This window comes from Desulfovibrio desulfuricans DSM 642 (assembly GCF_000420465.1).
GTDB lineage: Bacteria > Desulfobacterota > Desulfovibrionia > Desulfovibrionales > Desulfovibrionaceae > Desulfovibrio > Desulfovibrio desulfuricans.
In genome coordinates, this window is the sequence record NZ_ATUZ01000017.1 from 61590 (window position 1) to 88434 (window position 26845).

Below are 26845 nucleotides of genomic sequence, written 5' to 3' on the forward strand. Positions count from 1 at the left end.
GCGCACCTCGGGTGGGGTTGTGCTAGACTGAAGGATTCTCTAGTGGGCAGATGCGCCCGGCAGTCGGGCGCCGATTAACTGACTGTTTCAATTATCCATGCGGAAATCCACACGGATTTTATACAGTTTGGTGGCAGGCAGGTTAAGAATGGTAATGCCGGTGGCCTCGGTGAGGGCATCAAGCGTGGCCTGGCTTTCTTCCCGCGAGGGGCTGATAAGCGTGAACCAGATATTGTAGGCATGCTCGCGCAGGTAGTTGTGCGTCACGCCGGGGCAGGCGTTTACCCGCGCCACAAAGTCGTCCATTTTGTCGTCCGGCACCTTGGCGGCGCACAGGGTAGACACAAAACCCAGTTTGGCCGACTGGAAGTTGGCCCCCAGACGGCGGATGATCTTGCGGGCCTTGAGGCCGCGCACGCGTTCAAAAGATTCTTCCTCACTGATGCCAAGCATCTGGCCCAGATCTGCATAGGGGCGCGGCGTGAGGGGAAAGCCTGTCTGGATGATATCCAGCAGTTGACGGTCAACGCTGTCCATCAGCGTTTCGGTGGTGGCCGCGTGGGCCGTAGGCTGCGTCATGGCGTTCCTCATGTGGCTCAGGGGTTTTCCTTGCGGCGCAGTTTGGCCGGAATATAGGTGCACAGGGGCTCCTCGCCCATGTGGTCGCCGTCCATGCTGTGGGCGCGGGCGCGGCAGCCGCCGCAGACTTTGTGATATTCGCACACGCCGCACTTGCCCGTATAACAGGACTGGTCGCGGAACTGCAAAAAGTATTTACTCTCGCGCCATATCTGCGGAAAGGGAGTTTCGCGCACGTTGCCGCAGTTCAGCTCAAGGTAGCCGCAGGGCTGCACCTGCCCCACATGGCTGATAAAGCAGAAGCCCGTGCCGCCAAGACAGCCGCGCGTGAGCGCGTCCATGCCGAAGGTTTCGGGCGTAACGCTGATGCCTTCTTCCTTGGCGCGCTGGCGCATGATGCGGTAGTAGTGCGGTGCGCAGGTAGCCTTGAGGTGCATGCTGGTGCTCTTGCGGAAATCATACAGCCAGTGCAGCACGTCTTCGTATTCCTGCGCGGTGATGACCTGATCGGCCAGACCTGAGGCGCGCCCCATGGGCACCAGCAAAAAAATATGCCATGCGGCAGCGCCGATGCTTTCGCACAGCTCGAATATCTTTTTGAAGCTGCTCAGATTGTTGCGCGTGACCGTGGTGTTGATCTGAAAGGGCACGCCCACGGATTTGAGGTATTCGATGCCGCGCAGCGAAGCCTCGAACGCGCCGGGTACGCCCCGGAAGCTGTCGTGACTGGCGGCGTCTGGTCCGTCAATGGAAATGGAGCAGCGGTTGACCCCGGCATCCTTGATTTTTTGTGCGTTTTCGGGGGTTATGAGGGTGCCGTTGGGCGAAAAGGCGCAGGGCAGGCCCTTGCTGTGGGCATAGGCCACCAGCTCGTACACGTCGGCCCGCATCATGGGATCGCCGCCGGTAAAGATGATGATGGGCTTGCCCACCTGCGGAAAGGTATCGATGAGCGCCTTGGCTTCTTCCGTAGAAAGCTCGCCGGGGTAAGGCTCCGTGTGGGCCTCGGCACGGCAGTGCTTGCAGGCAAGATTGCAGGAACGGGTCACTTCCCAGGCGATGAGGCGACAGGCGGGGCTGCCGTCCTCAAGGGTGCGCAGGGTGGCGGAGATGCCGTCCGGATGACCGGAGGAAGGGTTGCCCGCAGCGCCTGCGGGGTGCCCGCCCGGATGGCCAGCGGGATGGCCGCCGGGGTGCCCCATGTTGTGAGGGTGATTGCTCATTATCGTGCCAGTCCTTCGCGCAGGATGATTTCTGTAAAGTAGGTGATGATCATGTCCGCCCCGGCTCGCTTCAGGCCCGTGAGGGATTCGAGCATGACGGCGCGCTCGTCGATCCAGCCATTGAGGCCAGCCGCGCGGATCATGGAGTATTCGCCGCTCACCTGATAGGCGCACAGGGGTACGCTTGTATTGTCGCGCACGGTGCGGATGATGTCGCTGTAAGGCCCGGCGGGCTTCACAATGAGGGCGTCCGCGCCTTCTTCTAGGTCGGCAAAGGCCTCAAGCAGGGCTTCGCGGGCGTTGGCCGGGTCCATCTGATAGGATTTGCGGTCGCCGCAGGCCGGGGCGCTTTCCGCCGCTTCGCGGAAGGGGCCGTAGTAGGCCGAGGCGTATTTGACGGCATAGGACATGATCGGCGTTGCCATAAGGTCGCCTTCGTCCAGCGCCTCGCGGATGGCGGCTACCCGGCCATCCATCATGTCGGAAGGGGCAACCATGTCCGCGCCTGCCGCCGCATGGCTCACCGCTGTTTTGGCAAGCAGGGGCAGGGTGGCGTCGTTGTTTACTTCGCCAGAGGGCATGAGCACGCCGCAATGGCCGTGGCTCATGTATTCGCACAGGCAGACGTCAGTGATGACGTAGAGCTTGGGCCAGCGGTGCTTGAGCAGACGCACGGCCTCCTGCACGATGCCGTCCTCGGCGTAAGCGCCGGAGGCGTATTCGTCCTTGAGTTCGGGAATGCCGAAAAGAATGACGGATTTCAGGCCGGTATCCACGGCCTTTTCCACCTGCTTTTCCAGTTCGGCAAGGCTGAGCTGGAACTGGCCGGGCATGGAGCCTATTTCTTTGCGAAAGCCCTTGTCGTCAGTTTCCACAACGAAATAGGGCATGATGCAGTCTTCAACCAGAAGGGGCGGGGTTTCGCGTACTATGGAGCGCAGTTCCGGGGTGGCGCGAAGGCGGCGGCCTCTATGGAATGTGGTCATGGCTGTTGTCCTTTATTCTGCGAGTTGCAGGTCGGTGCTTGGCCAGCCTGTGCGGCAATGCTGCCGGTGATGCAGTAGTTGTTCTGTATGGCAAAGGCGCGGCAGCCGTGACTGTTGCTGTTTGCACAGCGGTTGCCGGGTGCTTTACGCAGTATCAGTATGCCCTTTTGTCCACATAAAAAACAAGCGGCGCGCCTGGGCGGAACGTAGCGGGCTACGACCGGGGCGCGCCGCCATGCTTGCACATTCAGCGGAAAAAGGGCTGCGCCGGGGCGCTACTTGATGCCGATTTCCTCATCAGTCAGATAGCAGGCAGGGTCCTGAGCCCATTCGTCGCCGTAATAGGCTTCGGCGCGGGCGCGGAAGTTGCCACCGCAGATGTTCAGGAACTGGCACTTGGCGCAACGGCCCTTGACGTGGGTCTTCTTGTCCTTGAGCTTGTGCAGCAGTTCGATCTGCGGGTCGTCCCAAATTTGCGAGAAGGGGCGTTCCAGCACGTTGCCAAAGGTGTGGTCGCGCCAGAACTGGTCGGCGTGAACCTTGCCGTCCCACGAAATACAGCCGATGCCGCGACCAGAGCTGTTGCCCTCGTTGTACTGCAAAAGCTCAAACACTTCTTCGGCCCGTTTGGGATCTTCGCGCTTCATGCGCATCCATACGTAGGGGCCGTCGGCGTGGTTGTCGACAGTAAGGATTTCTTTGGGCTTGCCAGCGTCAAAAAGGGCGCGGGTTTCATCCATGATAAGATCGAGCACCTGACGGGTTTCGGCGTGATCCAGGTCTTCCTTGATAAGCTCGGAACCACGGCCAGAGTACACCAGGTGGTAGAAGCAGGCGCGGGGCACTTCCAGGTCCTTGAGCAGGCGGAAGATGCCGGGAATTTCAGACACGTTGCGCTTGTTGATGGTAAAGCGCAGGCCCACCTTGAGGCCTTCGGCCTGACAGTTGGCAATGCCTTCAAGCGCTTTTTTGTAAGCACCGGGCACGCCGCGAAACTTGTCGTGCACTGCTTCCATGCCGTCCAGCGAAATGCCAACGTAGGAAAGCCCCACTTCCTTGAGTTCGCGGGCCTTTTCCTTGGTAATGAGCGTGCCGTTGGTGGAAATAACCGCGCGCATGCCCTTGGAGGTGGCGTGGCTGGCAAGCTCCACCAGATCCTTGCGCACCAGTGGTTCGCCGCCGGAGAACAGCATGACCGGCGCGCCGTAGGCCGCCAGATCATCGATCATGGTTTTTGCCTGAGCGGTATTGATATCGTCCGAACCGTCAACCTCAATGGCGTGGGCGTAGCAGTGCACGCACTTGAGGTTGCAACGCTGGGTCATGTTCCAGACCACAACGGGCTTCTTATCTTTGGAGAACTGCAACAGGTGCGAGGGCAGCTTGCCCGATTCACGTCCGTAACGCAGTGCGTCGGAAGGTTCGACCTGTCCGCAATACAGTTTGGAAATGCCTATCATGGCCTTGTCCTTATTGTTCGATGCGTTGTTTCAGCACGGCAAAGGCCTCGTCAATGCCATCGGCCTTTGTGCCGCCCGCCTGGGCCAGGTCGGGTCTGCCGCCGCCGGAGCCGCCGCAGGGAGCGGCCACGTCCTTGATAAGCGCGGGGGCAGTGAATTTTCCGTGCAGGTCTTTGGAAACGTAAAGCAAAAGCCCAACCTTGCCGTCTTCAGCCGTTGCCAGGCAGACAACGGCATTGTCGGTAAGGCGCGAGCGTACATCGTCCATGACTTCGCGCAGGGCTTTCACAGGAACATTATCAAGCTTGGCGGCCAGCATGCGCACTCCGTTGACGTCCTGCGCGCGGGCGGCCAGATCGGCCCCGGTGGCAGGCGCGGCGGCGGCCTTTTCCGAGGCCTTGCGCAGCTTTTTCACATCGCCTTGCAGGGCGGCCACGCGTTCGGCCAACTGACCGGGGCGCGCCTTGAGTATGCCCGAAAGCGCGGCAAGTTCCGCGCGCTGTTCAACAGCCTGGGCATAGGCGTTCCAGCCGGTTACGGCCTCTATGCGCCGTGTGCCGGCGGCTACGCCGCTTTCAGAAACGATCATGAAGGCCCCGGCCTCGCCGGTGCGTTCAAGGTGTGTGCCGCCGCACAGTTCCACGGATTCAGGTTCGCCCTTTTCCGCGCCGGAAACTGTGAGCACGCGCACAATATCGCCATATTTTTCGCCAAACAGGGCCATTGCTCCGGTTGCCATGGCTTCGGCCACGGGCATTTCCCTGGCGGCCACAGGCAGGTCGGCCATGATGGCGCGGTTCACGTCGCGCTCCACCGCAGCCAGTTCTTCAGGCGTGAGGGCCGCAATGTGCGAAAAGTCAAAACGCAGGCGGTGCGGGTCAACCAGAGAACCGGCCTGCTTCACATGGGTGCCCAGCGCGCGGCGCAGGGCAGCATGCAGCAGGTGAGTGCAGGTGTGGTTGCGGGCAGTGGATTTGCGCTGGTCAGCGTCCACTTTGAGGGTGGCCTCGCCGCCCTTGTGCAGCTCGCCCTTGGTCACTTCAATTTCATGCACCAGCAGGGTGGGGGCAGGTTTGTGGGTGGTCAGCACCCGCGCCTCGCCAGAGGTGCTTGCCAGCGTGCCCATGTCGCCAGCCTGACCGCCGCCCTCGCCGTAAAAAGGCGTGGCAGCGGTAATGGCGTAGCCGGTATCGCCCTCGCCGAGGTCGGCCACTTCTTCGCCAGCAGCATTGAGCAACAGGGTCAGGGGGCTGGTTTCGGTCAGACGTTCATAGCCCACAAAGGTGCTGGTTACGCCAGCGTCCAGCAGCGGCTTGAACACGTTTGCGCCGTCAGCCTGGCCCAGCAGGCCGCCCTTTTTCTGATGCTCGCGGGCGCGCTTGCGCTGTTCGCCCATATGCTTTTCAAAGCCCTTGGCATCAGCGGTGAAGCCGCGCTTTTCGGCAACGTCAGTCACGATATCGAGCGGGAAGCCGTAGGTGTCGTACAATTTGAAGCAGAACTCACCGGGAATTTGCGTCTGTCCGGCGGCCTTGAGGGATGTCAGTTCTTCGTCCAGCAGTTCCAGACCCTTTTGCAGGGTGAGGGAGAAACGCTGTTCTTCCTCATGCACGGCGCGGGCGATAAAGTCGGCATGTTCGGTCAGTTCGGGATAGGCATCGCCCATCACTTCCGTAACCTTGCGGGCCACCTTGTACATGAAGGGTTCGTTCACGCCAATGAGCGTGGCAAAGCGCAGGGCGCGGCGGATCAAGCGGCGCAGCACATAGCCCCGGCCCTCGTTGGAGGGCAGCACGCCGCCAGCCACAAGAAAGGCCGCCGAACGGCTGTGGTCGGCAATGACGCGCAGGGCCGTATCCACATCGTTGGTGTCGGGCGCGCTGAAGCTGTAGCTCACATTGGCAAGCGAGGCGGCGTACTGGATGATTTCCTGAAACAGGTCGCAGTCAAAGTTGGAGCGCTTGCCCTGGGCAACGGCGGCCATGCGTTCAAGGCCCATGCCCGTATCAATGTTGGGGTTGGCAAGAGCCACGCGGGTGCCGTCGGCAGACTGGTCAAACTGGGTGAACACGAGGTTCCAGATTTCAAGGAACCGGTCGCAGTCGCACTTGCCGATGCCGCAGTCCGGCCCGCAAGACATGTCTTCGCCCTGATCCACATAGATTTCGGAACAGGGGCCGCAAGGGCCGGTATCACCCATGGTCCAGAAGTTGTCTTTTTCGCCCATACGCACGATGCGGTCGGCGGGCAGACCGGCAACCTCGGCCCAGATGGCCGCGGCCTCGTCGTCCTCGCGGAACACTGTGACCCAGAGCTTTTCCTTGGGCAGTTCAAGCTCCTTGCTTACAAATTCCCAGGCCCAGGTGATGGCTTCGCGCTTGAAATAGTCGCCGAAAGAAAAGTTGCCCAGCATTTCAAAAAACGTATGGTGGCGCGCGGTGCGGCCCACGTTTTCGAGGTCGTTGTGCTTGCCCGAAACGCGCAGGCACTTCTGGCAGGTGGTGGCGCGGCTGTAAGCGCGTTTTTCCTCGCCAAGAAACAGTTTTTTGAATTGCACCATGCCCGCGTTGGTGAACAGCAGGGTGGGGTCGTTGGGCGGAATGATGGGGCCGGATTCGACAATTTCATGCTGGTGGCGTTTGAAAAATTCGAGGTAGCGGCGGCGTATTTCTTTGGCGGTGAGCATTTACTGGCTCCGTAATGGGGTCTGCGCGAACAACGACCGCGCACCACCAAGGCGCGCGGTCGCAAGTAAAAAAATGGCCTTTATTCGTAAGTGGGCGTGGGGGCTTCGCCTTCGTCCAGGTCTTCTTCTGTGGGTACAAATTCCTTGGGGTTCAGGCCCAGAAATTCCACAACCTTGGCTTCAATCTGGTTGCGCAGATCAAGGTTTTCGTCCAGCAGCGCGCGTACTTTTTCGCGGCCCTGGCCGAGCTTTTCAGAGCCAAAGGCAAACCACGAGCCGCTCTGGTCGATGATCTTGGCTTCAATACCAAGGTCGAGCAGTTCGCCAGAGCGGGAGATGCCCTGTCCGTACAGAATATCAAAAATGGCGCTGCGGAAGGGCGGGGCAACCTTGTTTTTGACCACCTTGACCCTGGTGCGCGAACCAAACGATTCTTCCTTGTCCTTGAGGGTCTGGATGCGCCGGATATCAAGGCGCACGGAAGAATAGAACTTGAGCGCGTTGCCGCCGGTGGTGGTTTCGGGGCTGCCGTAGCCGGTCACGCCGATCTTCATGCGGATCTGGTTGATAAAGATCACAGACGTGCGCGATTTGTGAATGGTGCCGGTGAGGCGGCGCATGGCGTGCGACATAAGGCGGGCATGGCCGCCTACCTGCGTTTCGCCCATGTCGCCGTCAAGTTCGGCCTGCGGAATAAGCGCGGCCACAGAGTCCACTACCACAAGGTCAACCGCACCGGAACGCACGAGCATGTCGGCAATATCCAGCGCCTGTTCGCCGTAATCGGGCTGCGAAATGAGCAGTTCGTCGGTGATGACGCCGAGACGCTTGGCGTAAGCAATGTCAAGAGCGTGTTCTGCGTCCACAAAGGCGCAGGTGCCGCCCATCTTCTGACATTCTGCGATGATGTGCAGGGTGAGCGTGGTTTTACCCGAAGATTCCGGGCCAAAAATTTCGCTGATGCGCCCGCGCGGAATGCCCCCCACGCCAAGTGCCAGATCAAGGCCGATTGAACCTGTGGGGATCACGGGAATATTGACGTGGGCATCGTCGGAAAGCTTCATCACAGCGCCCTTGCCGTACTTGCGTTCGATGGTGGCAAGTGCGGTGCCCAAGGCTTCGGCGCGCGCGTTTTCCTGACTCATGGCCGGTTTCTTCGCCATAGCTCATTGCTCCGGGTAAAAATATCTTCAAGCGCGTCAGTGTAGCAGACCAAGGCGAGCAAGGCAAATGCCAGGTCGGCGGAGGGGCTGCGCTTGTGTCGCCGTTAATTGAGTTTAATTCCTGATAATGATAATTGCAAGCAGGCAAAAGCAGGGCAAGGCTTGCATGCGCCCCTTGCGCGGCGGCGCATGCTGTCGTACAAGCGCGGGCATGAGCGATTCTCCCCAAATCATCGTATTGTTTTCCGGCGGGCTCGACAGCCTGCTCACAGCCAAACTGCTCGAACGCCAAGGGCTTGCCGTGCGCTGCCTGCATTTTTATTCGCCCTTTTTTGGCGGCGAAGCGGCGGCGGCACATTGGCGCAAGATTTACGACCTTGATATTGTTACTCAGGACGTCGGGCCACAGTTTGCAGCCATGCTGCGCCAAAGGCCGGAACACGGCTTTGGCAAGGTGCTCAACCCCTGCGTTGACTGCAAGATACTGCTGCTGCGCGAGGCCCGCAAATATATGGAAAGCGTGGGCGCCAAGGCTCTGGCCTCGGGCGAGGTGCTGGGCCAGCGCCCCATGTCGCAGCGGCGCGACACGCTGAACGTTATCATGCGTGATGCCGCCGTGGCCGATATTTTGCTGCGGCCACTGTGCGCCAAGCATCTGCCGCCGACCCCTGTTGAAGACAGCGGGCTTGTGGACCGCTCGCGTCTGCTGGGCATCTGGGGCCGGGGCCGCACCGAGCAGCTGAACCTTGCCAAGGAATACGGCATCAAGGAAATTCCCACGCCGGGGGGCGGCTGCCGTCTGACCGAGCGTGAGAACGCCCGCCGCTACTGGCTGGTGCTTACCCGTTTGTCGGAGCCAAGCGCCAGTGATTTTACCCTTGCCAATCTTGGGCGTCAGTTCTGGCACAGCGAAGGGCAGAACCACTACTGGCTGTGCGTTGGGCGCAACAGCGCGGACAACGACCTGCTGGCCGCAGCCGCAGGCTCGGACGATCTTATCCTGCGCATGCGCGACATGCCGGGGCCGTTGGCTCTGGCCCGCAACGGAGCCTTGTGGCCCGAGGACGTGCTGCGCACCGCCTGTCAGATGACGTCCTCCTATGCGCCCAAGGCCGTCGCCACCGGCGGGGATGTGTTTGTGCGCGCCCGCCGTGGCGAGGAATTCACAGACATATCCGTTCCCACGCAGCGTTGCGAGGAATTGTGGAACGAGCCTGCCTGGGACGAGATCAAGGGCGTTATCCGCGCCGAAGCGCGCGAGCGGCAGGCCGCACAGGATGCCGCCAAGGCAGCAGCCCGCGAAGCCCGCTACGAGGCGGAGCGACTTGAAGCCGGACGGGAAGACGATCCAACTGGTGCCTGATTGCCACACAACGTTCACCATAACTTCTTATTGTTGTGCTTTTATGACACCTTAGGCCCCGGTTTAACCGGGGTTTCTGTTTGTGCCAGTCGCCAAAGTGCATGCTTTGCGTAATCTTGAGGGCACAGCTTTACAAAGGTTGCGCATGTAGCTATATGAGTCCATTGCATCAAAAGAGCATTTTCATTGAGAGGTGCTCTGAGCGGGCCATGCCGCCGCATGGCTGGCCAATGCAGGATATGCGGTGCGAATCGCTTGCTCCATGCATGCTCCTGTCAGGCCTATTAGTAGACCGTTCATGCGCCCCCCAGCGGCGTCCGCCGGAGGATTTAAATGGATCACAAGGATTTGGAATACTTTCGCAAGCTTCTTTCCGACATGCTTGAAGAAGCGAAGCAGAAGGGTGACAGCACCCTGGAAGAACTGACGGATAGCAACGAAGTGTTTGCCGACCCGGCTGACCGCGCCACTGCAGAATCCGACAGGGCCTTTACCCTGCGCATCCGTGACCGTGAGCGCCGCCTGATCCGCAAGATCCAGGCAGCCCTTACCCGCATTGACGATGGCACCTACGGGATTTGTGAAGACTGCGGCGACGATATCAGCGTTCCCCGTCTCAAGGCCCGGCCTGTGACGCGTTTGTGCATCAACTGCAAAGCCAAACAGGAAGAAGACGAACACCTTCGCGGCGATTAACGTCATTTCTTTGCCTTAAAGGCACTGTTTTTGTTGCTTTCGGCCAGGCGGGCGCTGCGCTCGCGCACTCCCGCTTGCGCCTGATTGCATGTATTCTTCGGGCAGACTCCCGGTGGATTCGCCGTGCGGCGGGGGGCTGGCGAACTGGGTCTGCGAGACTTTTGGCCCTGTTTGTAATGGCCGAATCATGCCCATGGGATATGCTGGCGAGGCTGTTGCCCGAACCGCCTGCGCAATTAAGCCAGCCTGCGGTCGGTCATCGGGTGCACCCGGAACTGCGTTTGCCGTTGCGTCTGCGCACACGCTGGGGGCGTTGTGCGGCCTTGTCTTCGGCAGGGTAGGCCTTCCATCCCGAGCGGGCCGTCTGCTGTGCCTTGCCGTTTTGCCCCCCCCGTTTACTCCCCAGCCACTCACCTTGTCCCGAAGCCGGTTTTTTCTATGGATGCCCATCTTTTCCGCCGTTTTTGTGAAGACCTGACCCCCCTGCTCACTGGTGCAAGGGTGGAAAAAATTCAGGAACCCGCTGATGGCCTGCTGGCCCTCATGGTCTACAGCGGTGGGCGCAAGCGGCAGCTCTGTCTGCGCTTTGGGCGCAAGGAACCGTTCTGCTTTGTTACCTCACAGCGCATCAGCGTGGGCCGCGCACCTTCAGCTCCCATCATGCGGTTGCGCAAATATGCCGCTGGTCGGCGCATTGTTGCCTGCGTAGCTCGCTGGAGCGAGCGCTGTTTGTGGCTGCTGCTTGGCGGCGGCGCAGAGGCTCCCCAACTGTTATTGCCGCAACTGGGGCAGGCTGATGCTGGCACGGAGCAATCCCCGCGTCTGACCTGGCTGCTGCTTGATCTGCGCGATGGGCCTTCGCTCCGCTTTCTGGCCGAGAATGAATCGCCGGAAGATGAGCAGGCCGCCTGGCCCGAGCCAGCGCAACTGGCGGATGCCCTGAACAACTGGCGGCAGTGGCCTGTGCTTACCCCCGCCCTGCGCCGAACCCTTGCCTGCCTTGAAGAACCGGAACAGTGGGCCTTGCTGGAAGACCTGCGGGCGGGCGGCGGGGATGTATTCTGCTATGGCCCATGCGTGCCTGCCTCCGACAATGCCTCTGCACCGGTCATGCCACGTCCGGTGCTTGCCATAAGCGCCTGGCCCCTTCCCCCGGAACAGCAAAAGGCCTTGCAGGGCAAGGATGCGGACGCTCCATCCATTGCTGAATATTGCGGGCCGGATGCCCTGAACCTGACCGAACTGGCAGGGCAAGACATGGTGCTTGCCCGACTGGCTCTGGATCAGGCGCGGGAGGCTGCCCAGCCTCTGGACAGGCGCGCGCGCAAGCTCGCAAAACTGCTGGAAAAACTGCGAGAGGAAGAAAACCGCCTTGGCAAGATGATGGCTTGCCAGGCAGACGCTCTTGCGCTTCAGGCCGAGTTGTGGCGCTGGCCTGCGGATTTTCGTGCGGCTTCCGTCAGCGTGGAGGAAGGTTCGCATGGCCCGGCGCGGGAAATACCGCTGGATCTGCGTTTTTCCGTGCGCGAGCAAATGGCCCGCCTTTTTCATACGGCCCGGCGCGGGCAACGGGGCATGGAGCATCTGGCCGTGCGGCGGGCCGCGCTGAAAGACGAGCTGGCCTCCTTGCGTCAGGCCCGGCCCGGCATCTGGCCTGGCAGCCTGCTGGGCGCTGTTGCGGGCGCTGCCGATGAGGCGGCTTCCACCGGGCGCGCAGCAGGTTCCGGCATGGCCGCCACCCTGCCCAAGAATGTGCAGATGTTTATAAGTTCAGATGGTTTTGTGCTGCTGCGCGGGCGCGATTCCAAGGGCAATCTGGCAGCGCGCAAGCTTGCTGCCCCGCACGATATCTGGCTGCATGCGGAAAACGGCCCCGGTTCGCATGTGATTATCCGCCGCGCCCACGGCGGGCAGGAAGTGCCGCCGCGCACCCTTGACGAGGCCGGGGCGCTGGCCGCCTGCAAAAGCTGGCAGCGCGACGCCGCCCGCGCGCGCATACAGTATGCCGAGGTGCGTCACGTCAAACCCATGCGCAACGCCCCTGCGGGCACGGTGCGCATAGACAAGTCACTGCCCTCGCGCGAGGTTCCAGTGGATATTGCCCTTGAGGAAACGCTGCTGCCCCGGTAAAGGGAGGCAAGCCCCACGGGCGCATTATGGAGAGAGGTTTTCATGGATTTTACAGTTGAAGGCAGGAATTTTCGCGTGATGGCCGTAAAGGCGGTTGTGTTGGGCACAGCGCCCACGGCCGACACGCGAGGAACCGTTGTGTCACTGGGGGATAGCGCCGGCATGGCGTTGCGTATGCCCCGTGGAGAAAAAGGCTGGCAGAGCGCTGCCCTTCAGTTGGAATACGGCACGGAAGTGCAACTGCCCTTGCCGGGAACCTTTGCGGCTGCACAGGGTGATTCACTGGTACTTGGCTGTCTGGGCCCCGTCGAAGATGTAAAAAATGGTTCGTTCGGCGAAAGTGTGCCGCTGGAGGTCTATGCCGTCCGCAGCACAGCCCCCAATGGCTCCGGCGAATCTATGGTTCAACGCTACGAATTTGCAGACGCTGCCACTGTGATGAAGCGCTGCGGTCTGGCTCGTGCCAACGAATATGTGGTTGAAAAGTACCCGCTGAAAAAAGTTTGTAAAGTCAGCGCTATTGTTTTTCTGGTGGGTCTGGTGTGCTTTAGCTTCCTTATGCATCTGTTTACGGAAAGCATGGATGAATTTGTGCGCCGACTGCCCGATGCCCTGAACATGAGCGCCAAATTCGGGGGTGTTTCTGCCCTTGTAGTAGCCGTGGGCGGTGGCCTGTACATGAAAAGTTCCAACGACTACAACCGCAAAAAGAAGCTGGACAGCTATATTCAGCAGTTTGAGCAAGCCATGAGCGAGGTCTTGCCGCAGGCTTCAGCGTAACACGCTGGTTCTGAATTTGTCGGCGGAAGTGTCTGCGCCGCCAGCAGGGTCGCCCTTAGGGCGGCCTTTTTTGTGCAAAAAGCATATAATTCCACAAATGCATAAAATTACAATTTTGTTTCGTGCGCAAGTGCCTTTTACGGAATTGTATCAGTTCTATGTCATTTTATAATTTTCCAGCATATTTTATAAACAAATGCAGTATATTGAAGATTTATTGATGGCACACAAACTGCAACATTTTTGTCACTTACAAGTTTCCTCCAGCTGTGAAGATTCTAACGTAGAGCCGCGGCTTGGGGCAGATTCACCTTGGCATGGCAGTGCAAGGAACAAAACTGATTGCAGGAGTGTGCGATATGCAAAAATGCAGATTATGGGTGTGCTGTTTGTTGGTTACAGCGGCGATGTTCATGGCTTCCGCCGCTGGCGCAGCGGATACTGTCATGTTGCAGCGCGAGGGGTGGGATCCCACCGTCAGGCAGAGCCTCAATGAAATGTTTGTGCTCTACGGCAAGGGCAGCCCCAACTATAATCCCTCCATCCGGCCTTACGCTGTTTTTGATTTTGACAACACGGTTTCCATTCTGGATGTGGAAGAGCAGCTTGCCATTAATCAGCTGGAGCACATGCGCTTTGCCGTCAAGCCCGAGCAAATGTACGCCGTGCTGACCACCGGTGTGCCGGATATCAACATGGATTTGGGCAAGGAATATAACAACCTCACGGTTGCCACGGTTGCTGCCGATGCCGCTGCCGCATACAAAAGGCTGTACGCGCAGGGGTATGTTTCACCCGCCGGAATTTACGGCGAAAAAATGCAGAAGATGCAGGCAGGCGACGACTGGAAGGAATTTGCCACCAAGGCGCGCTGGCTTTATGACGCCATTGGCGACACCATGGATGTTTCCGTTTCCTACCCCTGGATCACCTACTGGTTTACAGGCATGACGCCCCAGCAGGTCTACGGCATGGCGCACGAGGCCTTTGTGCACTACCGCAAGGCCAGCGCCGACCCTGCCTTCTGGCAAAAGCGCAAGTGGCAGAGCCCCGCGGCCTACAAGGGCAGCAAGGCCGGGCAGCTCACAGTATCATACAAGCAGGGCATAACGGTATCGCCTGAAATTCAGGAGCTGTTCCACGCGCTTGAAGTCAATGGTTTTGACGCCTGGGTGTGTTCTGCCTCGTTTATTGATGTCATCTCCGCTGCGGTCAGCCCCGAAGTTTTTGGCATTGAAGGCGTGGACGGCGTACTTGCCATGACCAACAAGGAACAGAACGGCAAGTACATCAATGCCTATGATTATGATTTTCATGCGCAGACCCAGGGCAAGGGCAAAACGCTGAGTATTTCAAAGCTCATTGCGCCCCTGTACCGTGGGCGCGGCCCCGTGTTTGTGGCCTTTGACTCGCAGGGTGATTTCAACTTTGTGAGCGAATATGCCGACACCGCCGTGGGCCTTGCGCTTAACCGCGCCCGCAAGGACGATGCCGGTATTCTGGCAGCCGTGGCCCTGTACCAGAACCAGAAAAAGCTCACCGTGGCCAAAGCCGTGCAGCTGGGCAATACCCGCTACCTCCTGCAAGGGCGCAATGAAAACGGCGGATATTTGTGGCCCAGGCCCGAAGTGCAGCAGCTGGGCAAGGACAAGCCCGAACTGCTCAGCAGCAAGGCCGAGGGCTGGCTGAAAAAGCTCGAAAGCGGCACCCCTGTGCCCGTGCTGATCAATGACGCTCCCAAGCTTACGGGCAAGCTCAAAACGTATGACGGGTATAAGTCCATACGTTAGAGGCTGGAGAATTGGATTTTGCGGTGAGACTTTACATCCTGACACATCAATTTAGCGGTTAGCTTGCGGTGAGGCCCCACGCGGTGCTCACTCCAGCGAGCAACACACGACAAAACAAAAGGCCGCCTCCTTTCGGAGGCGGCCTTTGACATGCAATAAGGCAAAAGTAAGGGAGCTTACTTTTTCAGCACTTCCACCGTTGCAAGGGCGATCTGGAGCTCTTCGTTGGTGGGGATGATGATCACGGGGATCTTGCTGTCCGGCGTGGTGATGATACGCGCGCCGGGCTTGCGGGTGCTGTTTTCTTCCTTGTTCAGCTTGATGCCGAAGGCTTCAAGGCCTTCGCAGACCATGGCGCGGACGATGTCATCGTTTTCGCCGATGCCGGCGGTGAACACCAGGGCGTCCACGTTGCCTTCAAGCAGGAAGAAGTAGGAACCAAGGGTCTTTTTGATGCTGCGTACGAGCAGCTTGAGGGCCAGCTCGGCGCGTTCGTTGCCCTTGTCCACCTGGGCATGCACATCGCGCATGTCGGTATAGCCGCACAGGCCAAGCAGGCCGGACTTCTTGTTCATCAGGGTATCGGCTTCGGAGGGGCTGAGGCCCTTCTTTTCCATGACAAAGGGCACGATGGCCGGGTCAATGGTGCCGCATCGGGTGCCCATCACAAGGCCTTCCAGCGGGGTGAGGCCCATGCTGGTGTCAAAGCACTTGCCGTTTTTCACGCAGCTCATGGAAGAGCCGTTGCCGAGGTGCATGGTGATGGAGCGCAGCTCGGAAAGGGGCTTGCCAAGGAACTCGGCAGTGGCGTTGGCAATATACTTGTGCGAGGTGCCGTGGAAGCCGTAGCGGCGGATGCGCAGTTCTTCGTACAGCTCGTATGGCAGAGCGTACATGAAGGCTTCCTTGGGCATGCCCATGCCGAATTCGGTATCGAACACGGCCACGTTGGGAACGCCGGGGAAGAGTTTTTCAGCAACTTCAATGCCCATGAGGTTGGCGGGGTTGTGCAAGGGGCCAAGCACGGCGCATTCTTCCACAATCTGCTTCACGCGCTCATTCACCAGCACGGGATCGCTCACGGCTTCGCCGCCGTGCAGCACGCGGTGGCCGATGGCGTAAATTTCGCTCTTGTCCTTGATAACGCCCTTGTCGCCGTCGGTCAGCAGGGCGATGACCAGTTCCATGGCTTCGACATGGGTGGGGAAGAAGGCCTCGCGAACAAGCTTTTCTTCCTTGTCCGTATCGGGGGCGATTTTATGGGTGAGGCGTCCGCCTTCCTGGCCGATGCGCTCGGCAAGACCGGAGCAGAGCACGCTGCGCGTGTCCATTTCCAGCAACTGATACTTGCAGGACGAGGAACCCGCGTTAATCACCAGAATTTTCATGACTCTTCCTTTCCTTAAACTTGTTTATTCTGATCGCGGGCCGGCAGTTTGTGGCGCATGCCTTGCGTCAGTAATGTTTTTGCGGCGGCAGGCTTTATGCGGCGGTTTGCCCTGTCAGGGCAAACCGCCGAAAGCTCATGACAGCCAGGGCTGAATATCTGCAACTATTTCTGCGCGGCCTTTTCGGCAGCGGCCTGCACCGCAGTGATGGCCACGGTATTGACGATATCTGGCACGGTGCAGCCGCGCGAGAGATCATTGACAGGCTTGTTCAGGCCCTGAAGCACGGGGCCGATGGCCACCGCGCCAGCAGCGCGCTGCACAGCCTTGTAGGTATTGTTGCCGGTGTTGAGGTCAGGGAAGATGAACACCGTGGCCTTACCGGCAACCTTGCTGTCGGGCATCTTGGTTTTGGCAACCGAGGGGTCGATGGCCGCATCGTACTGCAAGGGGCCTTCCAGCGCGAGATCGGGGGCCATTTCCTGCGCGATCTTGGTGGCTTCCACCACAACGTCCACGTCCGCACCCTTGCCGGAAGTACCGGTGGAGTAGGAAAGCATGGCAACGCGCGGCTCAATGCCAAACACCTTGGCCGTGTGGGCCGAGGCAATGGCGATTTCTGCCAGTTGCTGCGCAGTGGGGTTGGGGTTAACGGCGCAGTCGCCAAAGGCCAGCACGCGATCCTTGAGGCACATGAGGAAGACCGAGGAAACCACGGTGAATCCGGGCTTGGTCTTCACAAATTCAAAGGCCGGGCGGATGGTGTGCGCCGTGGTGTTGACCGAACCGGAAACCATGCCGTCTGCATCGTCCTTCTTGACCATCATGGTGGCAAAGTAGGTGGCATCGGTCATCGTGTCGCGCGCCTGTTCAGGGGTAATGCCCTTCTTTTTGCGCAGTTCGTAGTAGGTATTGGCGTAGTCTTCAAACAGGTCGGATTTCACCGGGTCGATGAGTCGGGCCTTGGCAATGTCCAGGCCAAAGGCGCTGGCCTTGGAGCGGATTTCTTCCACATCGCCCAGCAGGATGATTTCGGCCACATCGCGGCGCAGGAGGATATCCGTTGCGCGCAGGATGCGTTCTTCGGTGCCTTCGGCCAGCACAATACGCATCTTGTTGGCCTTGGCGCGCTGGATCAGCTCGAATTCAAACATCATGGGCGTGATGCGGCTGCTGCGCTCGCCGCCGATGCGGTTTTCGATTTCCTTGCCGTTGACGTACTGTTCAAACAGGCCCAGCACGCTGTTGATCTTGCGCAGATCGCCCGGTTCAATGGGGGCGATGATGCTTTGCAGGGCCATAAAGGCCTTGTAGGTGTGGTGCGGCGTCAGCAGGATGGGCAGGGGCGAGCCAGTCCAGCCTTCAATGAATTTGCATACATTTTCGGAGGGACGGATGCCCCCGGTCAGCAGAACGCCCGCAATGTCGGGAGTAGAAGACGACAGGCGCGAGGCAATGGCTGCCAGGAGCACGTCGGCGCGGTCGCCAGGGGTGACGATGAGCTGGTCTTTGGCAATGTAGTTGAGCACATTGTCCACGTGCATGGCGGCGATAAGGTAGTCGCCCACCAGCGCGTCCAGGCGTTTTTCGCCAAACAGCACTTCCGCGTCCAGGCCCTTTTTCACGTCAGCCATGGTGGGCTGGCCGATGGTGGGGTCGTTGGGAACGGAGAAAATCAGGGCTGGGCTTTCCTGCGTGCTGAAGTGGGCGCGCAGTTCGTCCAGTTCTGTCTGCGTGAGGCTGCGGCGGTTCACAATGGTGGCAACCACGTCCAGCGCATAGGGTTCAAGGCTGTCCATGGTGATCTGGAGCGAATCACGAATGTCTTCGGCGCTCACATTGTAGCCGCTGGTGACCAAGAGGACCGGGCAGCCAAGGTTGGCCGCAATTTCGGCATTGAGTTCAAACTCGAAAACCGGGTCTTTGGCAAGAAAGTCTGTGCCCACGCACACAACGAAATCATAGGTTTCCAGCAGCTTTTTGTACTTCTGGATGATGTTTTCGATGAGCAGGTTGCGCGAACCCTGATTGATGATCTGGCGGGCTTCGCGCTGGGTGTAGGCGAAGGTGTCAGCGTAGTCCATCTTGAGCTTGAAGTATTCAAGCATCAGATGGATGTCGGGGTCGCGGTCGTCCCACAGAGGTTCGTTGATGATGGGACGGAAAAAAGCCACCTTGCGCATGCTGCGGGTGAGCAGCTGCATGGCCCCAAGGGCGATGGCGCTCTTGCCCGTCATGGGCCCGGTGGCGGTGATGTATAGACCGTTGTGCATAGTGCCTCCCCTGCTGTGCCGGCAGGCTGGCGGATTAACGCGAAAAGGGCGCGAGGGCATTCCCCGCGCCCAGGCCTTTAACCTTTGATCCCAAGCGTGTGACGTAGCCCGCGCCCGCAGCAGCAGGCTGCCCCCCGGAGAGGAGCCAGATGCTGGCGGGCGCGGGTAGTCATAACGTCAGACCTCTCTACTCGGCGCTGGTGCCGGGGTAGGGCAGATCAGCCATCTGCTTGAGCATGGCGTAGCGTTCAGTATAGGCTTCGGCCAGTTCGGCGCGCAGCTTCTTGGAGACTTCGGGAGCCATCTTTTCCAGAGAGGCAAAACGGGTTTCGCCGCCCAGGAATTCCTGAATGTCAGCAGAAGGAGCCTTGCTGTCGAGCTGGAAGGGATTTTTCTTTTCCTTGGCCAGTTCGGGGTTGTAGCGGTACAGGGGCCAGTAGCCGGAAAGCACGGCCATCTTGGCTTCTTCCTGGCTCTTGCCCATGCCCTTGCGCAGACCCTGGTTGATGCAGGGAGCGTAAGCGATGATAAGCGAAGGGCCCTTGTAGGCTTCGGCTTCGCGGAAGGCCTTGAGCACCTGCTGCTTGTCCGCGCCCATGGACACGGAAGCAACGTACACATAGCCGTAGGTCATGGCCATGCGGCCAAGGTCTTTCTTGCCGGTGCGCTTGCCTGCGGCGGCAAACTGGGCCACGGCGCCAAGCGGGGTGGCCTTGGAGGACTGGCCGCCGGTGTTGGAGTACACTTCGGTATCCATCAGCAGCACGTTGATGTCGTCGCCACTGGCGAGGACGTGGTCAAGGCCGCCGTAACCGATGTCGTATCCCCAGCCGTCGCCGCCGAAGACCCAAACGCTCTTCTTGGTGAAGAGATCGTCCATGTGCCACAGTTCATGGGCCAGGGGGCTGTCAAAGCCTTCCAGGTTGGCCATGATCATTTCGCCGTACTTGCGGGAGCCTTCGGCATCGTCCTTGTTGTCCAGCCAACCCTGGAGGGCGGCCTTCAGTTCGGGAGAAGCGGATTCTTCCTTCAGGGCTTCCTGAACCTTCATGGCCAGCAGACCACGGCGCTGTTCGTAGGCAATACCCATGCCGCAGCCGTATTCGGCGGCGTCTTCAAACAGGGAGTTGCCCCAGGCCGGGCCAAAGCCGTCCTTGTTGGTGCAGTAAGGCGTGGTGGGCGAAGAAGCGCCCCAGATGGACGAGCAGCCCGTGGCGTTGGCCACGATCATGCGCTCGCCGAACATCTGGGTGAGCACCTTGACGTAAGGCGTTTCGCCGCAACCGGCGCAGGCGCCGGAGAACTCGTGCAGGGGCTGCTGCAGCTGCGAACCCTTGACGGTGTCGCGAGCCATGAGCTCGTCCTTGAGCGTGATGTTGGCTTCTGCGAAGGCCAGATTTTCTTTCTGGGTAGGCATCTGGGTGTCAAGGGGCTTCATAACGAGGGCCTTGACCTTGGCGGGGCACACTTCAGCGCAGGAGCCGCAGCCCAGGCAGTCTTCAGTGTACACCTGAATGCGGAACTTCATGCCCTTGAGTTCCTTGCCGATGGCGTCCTTGGTCACAAAGGAAGCGGGCGCGCCGGTCAGTTCTTCCTCGGTGGCGAGCACCGGGCGGATGGCGGCGTGGGGGCACACAAAGGAGCACTGGCAGCACTGGATGCAGTTTTCAACCTGCCATTCGGGCACGTCGATGGCGCAGCCGCGCTTTTCGCAGGCGGCGGTGCCAAGGGGCATGAAGCCAGCCGGATCCATGGCGGACACGGGCAGCTTGTCGCCCTGCTGGGCCAGAATGGGACGCACAACGGCGCTGATGTATTCGTCATCGTCGCAGCAGCAGGCAGCGGCGCCTTCGGTGGCAGTGGCCCAGGAAGCGGGGTATTTCACTTCTTCCAGAGCGTCCATGCCCTTGTCCACGGCGGCAATATTCATGTTGACGATCTTGTCGCCCTTGCTGCCGTAGGTTTTCTTGATGGATTCCTTGAGCAGGCCCACGGCCTTTTCAAAGTCAAGCACGTTGGCAAGCTTGAAGAAGGCAGTCTGCATGATCATGTTGATGCGGCCGCCGAGGCCCACTTCCTGGGCAACCTTGACGGCGTCCACGTTGTAGAACTTCAGCTTCTTGCGGGCGATGACGCGCTTCATGGAGGCAGGCAGGTGCTTTTCCATGTCGGCAAGCGACCAGTTGGAGTTCAGCACGAAGGTGCCGCCGTCCTTGATGCCTTCAAGAATGTCGTACTGGGTCACGTAGGCAGCCTTGTGACAGGCAACGTAGTCGGCCTTGGTGATCAGGTAGGAAGAGGTGATCTGTTCCTTGCCGAAGCGCAGGTGCGACACGGTGAAGCCGCCGGACTTCTTGGAATCGTAAGCAAAGTAGGCCTGGGCGTAGAGGTCGGTGTTGTCGCCGATGATCTTGATGGCCTGCTTGTTGGCGCCCACGGTGCCGTCGGCGCCGAGGCCGAAGAACTTGCACTGCACGGTGCCAGCGGGCACGGTGTCAATTTCTTCTTCCACGTCAAGCGACGTGTAGGTGACGTCGTCGTTGATACCCACAGTGAAATGGTTCTTGGGCTGAAGGGCCATCATGTTGTCGTACACGGCCTTGGCCATGCCGGGGGTGAAGTCCTTGGAGCCCAGGCCGTAGCGGCCGCCCACCAGGGTGGGAGCTTCGCCCTTTTCGAGGAAGGCGGTGCAGACGTCCTGATACAGGGGATCGCCAAGAGCGCCGCTTTCCTTGGTGCGGTCAAGCACGGTGATGCAGGTCACGCTGGAAGGCAGGGCGCGCAGCAGATGCTCGGTGGAGAAGGGGCGGAACAGGTGCACCTTCACGAGGCCCACGCGCTGGCCCTGTGCGTTGAGGTACTTCACGGTTTCTTCAATGACTTCACAGGAAGAACCCATGGAAACGATCACGCGGTCGGCTTCGGGGTGGCCCACGTAGTCAAAGAGGCGGTATTTGCGGCCAGTGATGGACTCGACCTTCTTCATGTTCTCAAGCACGATGCCGGGCACGGCATCGTAGTAGAGATTGGAAGCTTCACGGTTCTGGAAGTAAATGTCGGGGTTCTGGGCGGTACCGCGAATGTGCGGATGCTCGGGGTTCATGGCGGTGGCGCGGAATTCGGCCACCTTTTCCCAGTTCACCAGGGAGCGGATGTCTTCGTAATCAATGGTTTCGATCTTCTGCACTTCGTGGGAGGTGCGGAAACCGTCAAAGAAGTGGCAGAAGGGCAGGCTGGCGTCGATGGCGGAAAGGTGCGCAACGAGGGCCAGGTCCATGCATTCCTGCACGGAGGAGGAAGCCAGGAAGCAGAAGCCCGTCTGACGGGCGGCCATCACGTCCTGGTGGTCGCCAAAGATGGACAGGGCATGGGAGGCCAGGGCACGAGCCGAAACATGGAAAACGCCGGGAAGCAGTTCACCGGCGATTTTGTACATGTTGGGGATCATGAGCAGCAGACCCTGGGAAGCCGTGTAGGTGGAGGTGAGGGCGCCGGCGGAAAGCATACCGTGCACAGCGCCAGCGGCGCCGGCTTCGGACTGCATTTCGCGCACATTCACGATCTGGCCGAGCAGGTTTTTGGTGCCCTTGGCCGCCAACTGATCCATGACTTCGCCCATGACGGACGAGGGGGTGATGGGGTAAATGGCTGCCGTTTCCGACAGAGCGTAGGCAATGTGCGCGGTGGCGTTGTTGCCGTCCATAGTTTTCATATGAGCCATCTGTTCCTCCTTGGCGCCCACAGGCGCGCAATGTTTTTACAAAATCAGCTTGGGTCGGATCGGCCCCTGAGATAAGGCCCTGCACTGGGCAGGGACGGGCAACGGCTAGTGCCGTGAAGTGAACACAAAATGGAGGCTGGGTGTGGAATCGTGGTAGAAAAACCCTACCCAATCCGCCTTTTCGCGTCCACCAAAAAAGCTTGGTATCACTTGTTTTGGAGCCTTGCTGCTCACCCTCGTCTGCCCCGACGGAATGCGCGTTTTTGCGCTTACCATAAAATTGTTTGTTTGAACAGTTTAATCGGGGGCGCAACAAAAAAAATTGTGACAGACGCAACATGCGGAAAATAGTGATGAATTGTGAAATATGGCAAGGAGGTTTGGGGCATACCCGAAGGGAAAACCTATGATGACGGCATGTTGGAATGTGCAGGGCAAATGAAAAAAATGTTACAAATGTTTCATGGCAAAAAATCTGCGGCTTGCCCCTGATTCAATGTTACGGATTTGGGCGCTTGCGGGCTGGCCCCGGGATGGACTCCAGTCAAAACCCGCCCTGCGGGCAGTGCGTTGAGCTGATTGTGGCAGAATCCGCCGGGTGGAGAAAGCCTGCGCCTGATTGAAACGGGGGAGGAACCCCTTTGCAAAAGTTCCTCCCCCTAAAGCGTTCAGATGCGTTCCCTCTTGGCGGGCATGTTACAGCGAGAGGCCCATCTTGATGGCCGCCTGCATGCCGCCAGTGGAGTTGACCACGTTGGTCACGCCATTGCGGGCCAGTACCAGCAGACTGTCATAGGCGCGCAGGCCCGTGTTGCAGATAATGGCAACAGGGCGGTCCTTGGGCACCTCGCTGATTCTGGCGGCGATTTCTTCCAGCGGGATGGCGTGCCAGTCGGGATGCTTTTCCTGCGTGGCCTTGCCTGCCGCCGCGGGGCGGGAATCAATAAAGAACACGTGGTTTTCGCTGCGTTTCTTCCACAAGTCCATGAACTGGTCGGCGGTCACGGGGGTGAAGCGCCCGGAAAGGGCGTTGTCGGCCACGTTGGCAACTACGTTGACCACGTCCATTGCCGAGGCAAAGGGCGGGGCGTAAGCGATTTCAAGGTTGGAGATGTCTTCCACCGTGGGCTTGGAGTATTGCAGGGCTGCGGCCACCGCATCAATGCGGGCCTTGAGCGAATCCGGGTCGGCGCAGGCGCCCTGAATGCCCAGCACCCGGCTGGTGGCCTTGTCCACCACCAGCTCAAGGCTCATCATCGCTTTTTCGGGGTAGAAGTGGGCGTGGTCGAGCTGCTCCACGCTGACGCTCATGGCGTCGAAGCCTTCCTTGCGGGCGCGTTCAACCGTAAGGCCCACGCCGCAGAAGGAAAGGGCAAAGAGTTTGACGGCCCAGGAACCCACAAAGCCGGGGAATCTGGCATTGCCGCCAGCAAGGTTGGTGCCGATGATGCGGCCCTGGCGGTTGGCCATGCTGCCCAGGGGCAGGTAGCCGATCTTGCCGGTGATGATGTTCTTGATGGCTACGCAGTCGCCACCCGCATAGATGGAGGGGTCGGTGGTGCGCATGTGCTCGTCCACCACCACCGCGCCAAAGGGGGCCACTTCCAGCCCGGCATCCTTGGCAAGCTGACCGTTGGGAATGAAGCCAGCGGCAAAGATCACCAGTTGGGCGGGGATTTCGCGCTTGTCCGTGACCACCTTGGTGACAGTGCCGTTTTCGCCCTCAAGGCGCAGCACTTTTTCAGAAGTGAACACGTCGACCTTGTGGGTCAGGCAGTCGTTGGCGGCCATGAGCGAAAGAGGCTGGGAAAGCACGCCGGGCAGAATCTGATCCATCATTTCCACAACGCTGACTTTCACGCCCCACATATCGGCCAGGGCCACGGCAGCCTCAAGGCCGATGAAGCCGCCGCCCACAATGACCGCCTCGCTCACCTTGCCCTCCTGGCAAGCTGCACGGATGGCTCCGGCGGCTTCCAGGCGGGTCAGGGAAAGCACGTTTTTCAGATCCTTGCCTTCAATGGGGGGTACGCGCGGGCTTGCACCGGTAGCCAGCACCAGCTTGTCGTAAGGCAGTTTTTCTTCCTTGCCGGAAACAACGTCTTTGACGAGCAGGGTTTTGGCAGCCCGGTCAATGGCCAGGGCGCGCGTCTGGGTGCGTACGGTGATGCCCTTCATATCGCGGAAAAATTCGGTGTCGCGCACGGTATGATAGGGTGTGGAGCGCAGGTCGTCGAGATTCTGTATTTCACCGGACACGTAGTAGGGGATGCCGCAACCGCCGTAGGAAATGAAGACGTTTTCGTCCACAAGCATCACTTCCGCATCGGGCATGAGGCGCTTGCAGCGGCAAGCCGCCTTTGGCCCCAGGGCAACACCACCAACTACCAGAATTTTTTCAGACATATCCGGGCTCCTTAGTGAAGAGTTATGAGCAAATGAGCATTACTGAGATATATGAGCATTCAAGGCAAGAATGCAAGGACAATTCCTGTTTACGGAATAACCTAACGCCCGCGAAAACGCCGCTGGTCGCCCACGCGCACGGTTATGCGCTCATTATCCATATATTCCAGCAAGGCGATCAGATATTTGCGCGAAAGCCCCAGGAGTTCTTTCAGCCCGCCCACATCGAGATTGTCGTGGGTGCTGAACCAGCCGCGCACACGTTCAAGAATATCGGCCAGGGCCGGGCCGTGGTAATACAGGCCGTCCTTGATCTTGACCAGTTCGCCAGCCTCGCAAAGCAGGCGCAGCACCGGGGCGGCCTCCTTGGGCGTGACGCCAAGTCCTTCAAGCACGTCCTTGGCGTTGGGTGGGGTCAGCCCCGCGCCGGCATGCGCGTCCAGCAGCTTTTGGCGCAGGCCTGCCTGATCGGCGGCCAGGCTCACCGTATGCGCTTGCAGGCGCAGCCCCTCGCCCTCGATGACCAGATCGCCCTGCTTGAGGGCCTGATCCAGCAATTTTTGCACCAGCTTGGGGGGCAGGTTGCGGCTCCAGCCCGTGCAAAGGGCCCCTCGGGTGAATCCGGGTTTGAGAGGCTCGCGGCGGTGCAGGTCTGCCCCGCGTTCAAGGCTGGCGGCCAGCAGTTTTTCAAAGGGAATTTTGCCAATCCAGCAGCGGTTGTCCTTGTCCCAGCAGATGGCGTCGCCACGGGCGGAAAGCAGTTGCAGCGCCGCTTCCACGGCGGACCGGGCAAGGCCCGTCAGGGCGCGCAGCCGCGCGTCGTCAGCACCTTCGATACCGCGCAGGGTCAGTGCGCCGCGTACAAGCGCGGCCCTGGCTTCATCGCGCGCCTTGGCTTCGGCCTTGCCGCCGCCAATGGCTTCTGCCGCATCGCGCAGTTCGGGCAGCTCTTGCAACAGCCGCATCTTGTCGGCCAGTTCAGGGTCTTTGGCCCTCAGTTCGGGGGGCAGAGGGCTGACCAGCAGCCCGCCAGCAACCGTGCGCAAGGGGGAGTAGGCCCGCAGCACGCAATGGTCGCCAAACACGCCCACCATAGGTTCCTTGAAGCGCAGTTCCGCCAGCGCGGTTTCGCCAGGGGCCAGCTTGTCCCTGTCGCGAAAGACCACCCGCGCCGCGCATTCGCGCGTACCGTGGTGAAAATGGATTTCCACCCTTTGCCGCATGGCTCTGGGGGCGGAGGAAAGGCAGGTGAGCCTGACCAGCCAGCGGTTGGAGGGGAACAGTTCGCCGGGGCGGGCCAGCATAAAGCCGCGTTCGATTTCCTCCACATCCAGCCCCTGCACGTTGACGGCGCAGCGCTGGCCCGGCTGCACGGAATCGGCGGTCTTGCCATGACGTTGCAGCCCCCGCGCGCGGGTGGGCAGATCGGGCGGCATGAAGCGCAGTTCGTCGCCAAGGTTGCACACGCCGGAAATGACAGTTCCGGTCACAACGGTGCCGTGCCCCTTCATGCTGAATACACGGTCTACCGGCAGGCGAAAAATATCGCTGCGCCGTTGGGCGGGCAGCTCGGCAGCCATGCGCGCAAGGTGGTCGCGCAGCGTGTCCACGCCATCGCCTGTGGTTGAGGAAACGGGGAATATGGGTGCACCTTCAAGAAAGGTGCCTTGCAGGAACCCGCGTACTTCTTCCTGCACCATTTCGAGCCAGTCGGCGTCCACCATGTCTGCCTTGGTGAGGGCCACAAGCCCGGTGCGTATGCCGAGCAGAGAGCAGATTTCAAGATGTTCCCGTGTCTGGGGCATGATGCCTTCGTCCGCGGCAATGACAAGCATGACAAAGTCCACGCCAGCCGCGCCAGCCACCATGTTTTTGACAAAGCGCTCGTGCCCCGGCACATCCACGATTCCCAGCCGCTCGCCGCCGGGAAGGTCAACCCAGGCGAAGCCAAGTTCAATGGTGATTCCCCGGCGTTTTTCTTCTTGCAGGCGGTCGCAGTCAATGCCTGTAAGCGCCCGTACCAGCGAAGTTTTGCCGTGATCAATATGCCCTGCCGTGCCTAGCACTACTGCCATAAAAGCTCCTTGGTGGTCTTGGGCCGAGTTTACACTCTGGCAAGCGCCTTTGCAAACAGCGCCAGCCCAGAAACGTAAAGGGGACCCCTTGCAAAAAGGGTCCCCTTGAAAACGGCAAAAGCGGCT

General features: G+C 59.8%; 16 protein-coding genes. 5 read left to right on the forward strand and 11 right to left on the reverse strand.

Going from position 1 to position 26845, the window contains the following annotated elements:
* Positions 1 to 87: 87 nt before the first annotated feature.
* The 6 genes from ahbA to recA form a co-directional block, all read right to left on the reverse strand.
* A complete protein-coding gene (gene ahbA / locus G449_RS0112760) occupies positions 88 to 579 on the reverse strand; it encodes a siroheme decarboxylase subunit alpha (RefSeq protein WP_022659707.1) in 492 nt (163 codons plus the stop codon).
* 17 nt (positions 580 to 596) lie between these two features.
* Positions 597 to 1802 (reverse strand): heme b synthase, encoded by a 1206-nt coding sequence (ahbD, locus tag G449_RS0112765; RefSeq protein WP_022659708.1) that lies wholly within the window; start codon positions 1800 to 1802, stop codon positions 597 to 599.
* Entirely contained in the window at positions 1802 to 2788 is a 987-nt protein-coding gene (hemB, locus tag G449_RS0112770; protein ID WP_022659709.1) for a porphobilinogen synthase, read from the reverse strand. The genes ahbD and hemB overlap by 1 nt, the downstream gene beginning before the upstream one ends.
* Before the next feature lie 275 nt (positions 2789 to 3063).
* A complete protein-coding gene (gene ahbC / locus G449_RS0112780) occupies positions 3064 to 4248 on the reverse strand; it encodes a 12,18-didecarboxysiroheme deacetylase (RefSeq protein ID WP_022659711.1) in 1185 nt (394 codons plus the stop codon).
* 10 nt (positions 4249 to 4258) lie between these two features.
* Positions 4259 to 6934 carry an alanine--tRNA ligase gene (gene alaS, locus G449_RS0112785; RefSeq protein ID WP_022659712.1) on the reverse strand — a complete coding sequence of 892 codons (2676 nt, stop codon included), beginning with the start codon at positions 6932 to 6934 and terminating at the stop codon, positions 4259 to 4261.
* 80 nt (positions 6935 to 7014) lie between these two features.
* Positions 7015 to 8097 carry a recombinase RecA gene (recA, locus tag G449_RS0112790; protein ID WP_022659713.1) on the reverse strand — a complete coding sequence of 361 codons (1083 nt, stop codon included), beginning with the start codon at positions 8095 to 8097 and terminating at the stop codon, positions 7015 to 7017.
* Positions 8098 to 8308: 211 nt separating this feature from the next.
* Here recA and G449_RS17145 point away from each other — a divergent pair, with 211 nt between their 5' ends.
* From G449_RS17145 to G449_RS17150, 5 genes are all read left to right on the forward strand, one after another.
* Entirely contained in the window at positions 8309 to 9460 is a 1152-nt protein-coding gene (locus G449_RS17145; protein ID WP_081640572.1) for an adenine nucleotide alpha hydrolase family protein, read from the forward strand.
* 333 nt (positions 9461 to 9793) lie between these two features.
* A complete protein-coding gene (gene dksA / locus G449_RS0112800; RefSeq protein ID WP_022659715.1) occupies positions 9794 to 10156 on the forward strand; it encodes an RNA polymerase-binding protein DksA in 363 nt (120 codons plus the stop codon).
* 438 nt (positions 10157 to 10594) lie between these two features.
* Entirely contained in the window at positions 10595 to 12286 is a 1692-nt protein-coding gene (locus G449_RS0112805; RefSeq protein ID WP_022659716.1) for an NFACT RNA binding domain-containing protein, read from the forward strand.
* A gap of 42 nt (positions 12287 to 12328) precedes the next feature.
* On the forward strand, positions 12329 to 13066 hold the full coding sequence (locus G449_RS0112810; RefSeq protein WP_022659717.1) for a hypothetical protein: 738 nt from the start codon (positions 12329 to 12331) through the stop codon (positions 13064 to 13066).
* A 413-nt stretch (positions 13067 to 13479) separates the two neighbouring features.
* Entirely contained in the window at positions 13480 to 14856 is a 1377-nt protein-coding gene (locus G449_RS17150) for a haloacid dehalogenase-like hydrolase (RefSeq protein ID WP_159060478.1), read from the forward strand.
* 176 nt (positions 14857 to 15032) lie between these two features.
* On the opposite strand, the gene G449_RS0112820 is transcribed toward G449_RS17150, so the two are convergent.
* The 5 genes from G449_RS0112820 to selB all read right to left on the reverse strand — a co-directional run bounded on the left by G449_RS0112820 (position 15033) and on the right by selB (position 26719).
* On the reverse strand, positions 15033 to 16244 hold the full coding sequence (locus G449_RS0112820) for an acetate kinase (RefSeq protein WP_022659719.1): 1212 nt from the start codon (positions 16242 to 16244) through the stop codon (positions 15033 to 15035).
* A gap of 164 nt (positions 16245 to 16408) precedes the next feature.
* Positions 16409 to 18517 carry a phosphate acetyltransferase gene (pta, locus tag G449_RS0112825; protein ID WP_022659720.1) on the reverse strand — a complete coding sequence of 703 codons (2109 nt, stop codon included), beginning with the start codon at positions 18515 to 18517 and terminating at the stop codon, positions 16409 to 16411.
* 187 nt (positions 18518 to 18704) lie between these two features.
* Positions 18705 to 22238 carry a pyruvate:ferredoxin (flavodoxin) oxidoreductase gene (gene nifJ / locus G449_RS0112830; RefSeq protein ID WP_022659721.1) on the reverse strand — a complete coding sequence of 1178 codons (3534 nt, stop codon included), beginning with the start codon at positions 22236 to 22238 and terminating at the stop codon, positions 18705 to 18707.
* A 696-nt stretch (positions 22239 to 22934) separates the two neighbouring features.
* Positions 22935 to 24644, reverse strand: coding sequence for an FAD-dependent oxidoreductase (locus G449_RS0112840; RefSeq protein ID WP_022659723.1), 1710 nt, complete (start codon positions 24642 to 24644; stop codon positions 22935 to 22937).
* A gap of 101 nt (positions 24645 to 24745) precedes the next feature.
* The gene (gene selB, locus G449_RS0112845; RefSeq protein WP_022659724.1) at positions 24746 to 26719 is read right to left on the reverse strand and encodes a selenocysteine-specific translation elongation factor; all 1974 of its coding nucleotides are present in this window, start codon (positions 26717 to 26719) and stop codon (positions 24746 to 24748) included.
* Between the last annotated feature and the right edge of the window lie 126 nt (positions 26720 to 26845).

What these genes read in the sequence shown, in the direction of transcription:
- ahbA (WP_022659707.1), bottom strand. Translation starts at nt 579, where the DNA reads ATGACGCAGCCTACGGCCCACGCGGCCACCACCGAAACGCTGATGGAC.
- ahbD (WP_022659708.1), bottom strand. Translation starts at nt 1,802, where the DNA reads ATGAGCAATCACCCTCACAACATGGGGCACCCCGGCGGCCATCCCGCT.
- hemB (WP_022659709.1), bottom strand. Translation starts at nt 2,788, where the DNA reads ATGACCACATTCCATAGAGGCCGCCGCCTTCGCGCCACCCCGGAACTG.
- ahbC (WP_022659711.1), bottom strand. Translation starts at nt 4,248, where the DNA reads ATGATAGGCATTTCCAAACTGTATTGCGGACAGGTCGAACCTTCCGAC.
- alaS (WP_022659712.1), bottom strand. Translation starts at nt 6,934, where the DNA reads ATGCTCACCGCCAAAGAAATACGCCGCCGCTACCTCGAATTTTTCAAA.
- recA (WP_022659713.1), bottom strand. Translation starts at nt 8,097, where the DNA reads ATGGCGAAGAAACCGGCCATGAGTCAGGAAAACGCGCGCGCCGAAGCC.
- G449_RS17145 (WP_081640572.1), top strand. Translation starts at nt 8,309, where the DNA reads ATGAGCGATTCTCCCCAAATCATCGTATTGTTTTCCGGCGGGCTCGAC.
- dksA (WP_022659715.1), top strand. Translation starts at nt 9,794, where the DNA reads ATGGATCACAAGGATTTGGAATACTTTCGCAAGCTTCTTTCCGACATG.
- G449_RS0112805 (WP_022659716.1), top strand. Translation starts at nt 10,595, where the DNA reads ATGGATGCCCATCTTTTCCGCCGTTTTTGTGAAGACCTGACCCCCCTG.
- G449_RS0112810 (WP_022659717.1), top strand. Translation starts at nt 12,329, where the DNA reads ATGGATTTTACAGTTGAAGGCAGGAATTTTCGCGTGATGGCCGTAAAG.
- G449_RS17150 (WP_159060478.1), top strand. Translation starts at nt 13,480, where the DNA reads ATGGCTTCCGCCGCTGGCGCAGCGGATACTGTCATGTTGCAGCGCGAG.
- G449_RS0112820 (WP_022659719.1), bottom strand. Translation starts at nt 16,244, where the DNA reads ATGAAAATTCTGGTGATTAACGCGGGTTCCTCGTCCTGCAAGTATCAG.
- pta (WP_022659720.1), bottom strand. Translation starts at nt 18,517, where the DNA reads ATGCACAACGGTCTATACATCACCGCCACCGGGCCCATGACGGGCAAG.
- nifJ (WP_022659721.1), bottom strand. Translation starts at nt 22,238, where the DNA reads ATGGCTCATATGAAAACTATGGACGGCAACAACGCCACCGCGCACATT.
- G449_RS0112840 (WP_022659723.1), bottom strand. Translation starts at nt 24,644, where the DNA reads ATGTCTGAAAAAATTCTGGTAGTTGGTGGTGTTGCCCTGGGGCCAAAG.
- selB (WP_022659724.1), bottom strand. Translation starts at nt 26,719, where the DNA reads ATGGCAGTAGTGCTAGGCACGGCAGGGCATATTGATCACGGCAAAACT.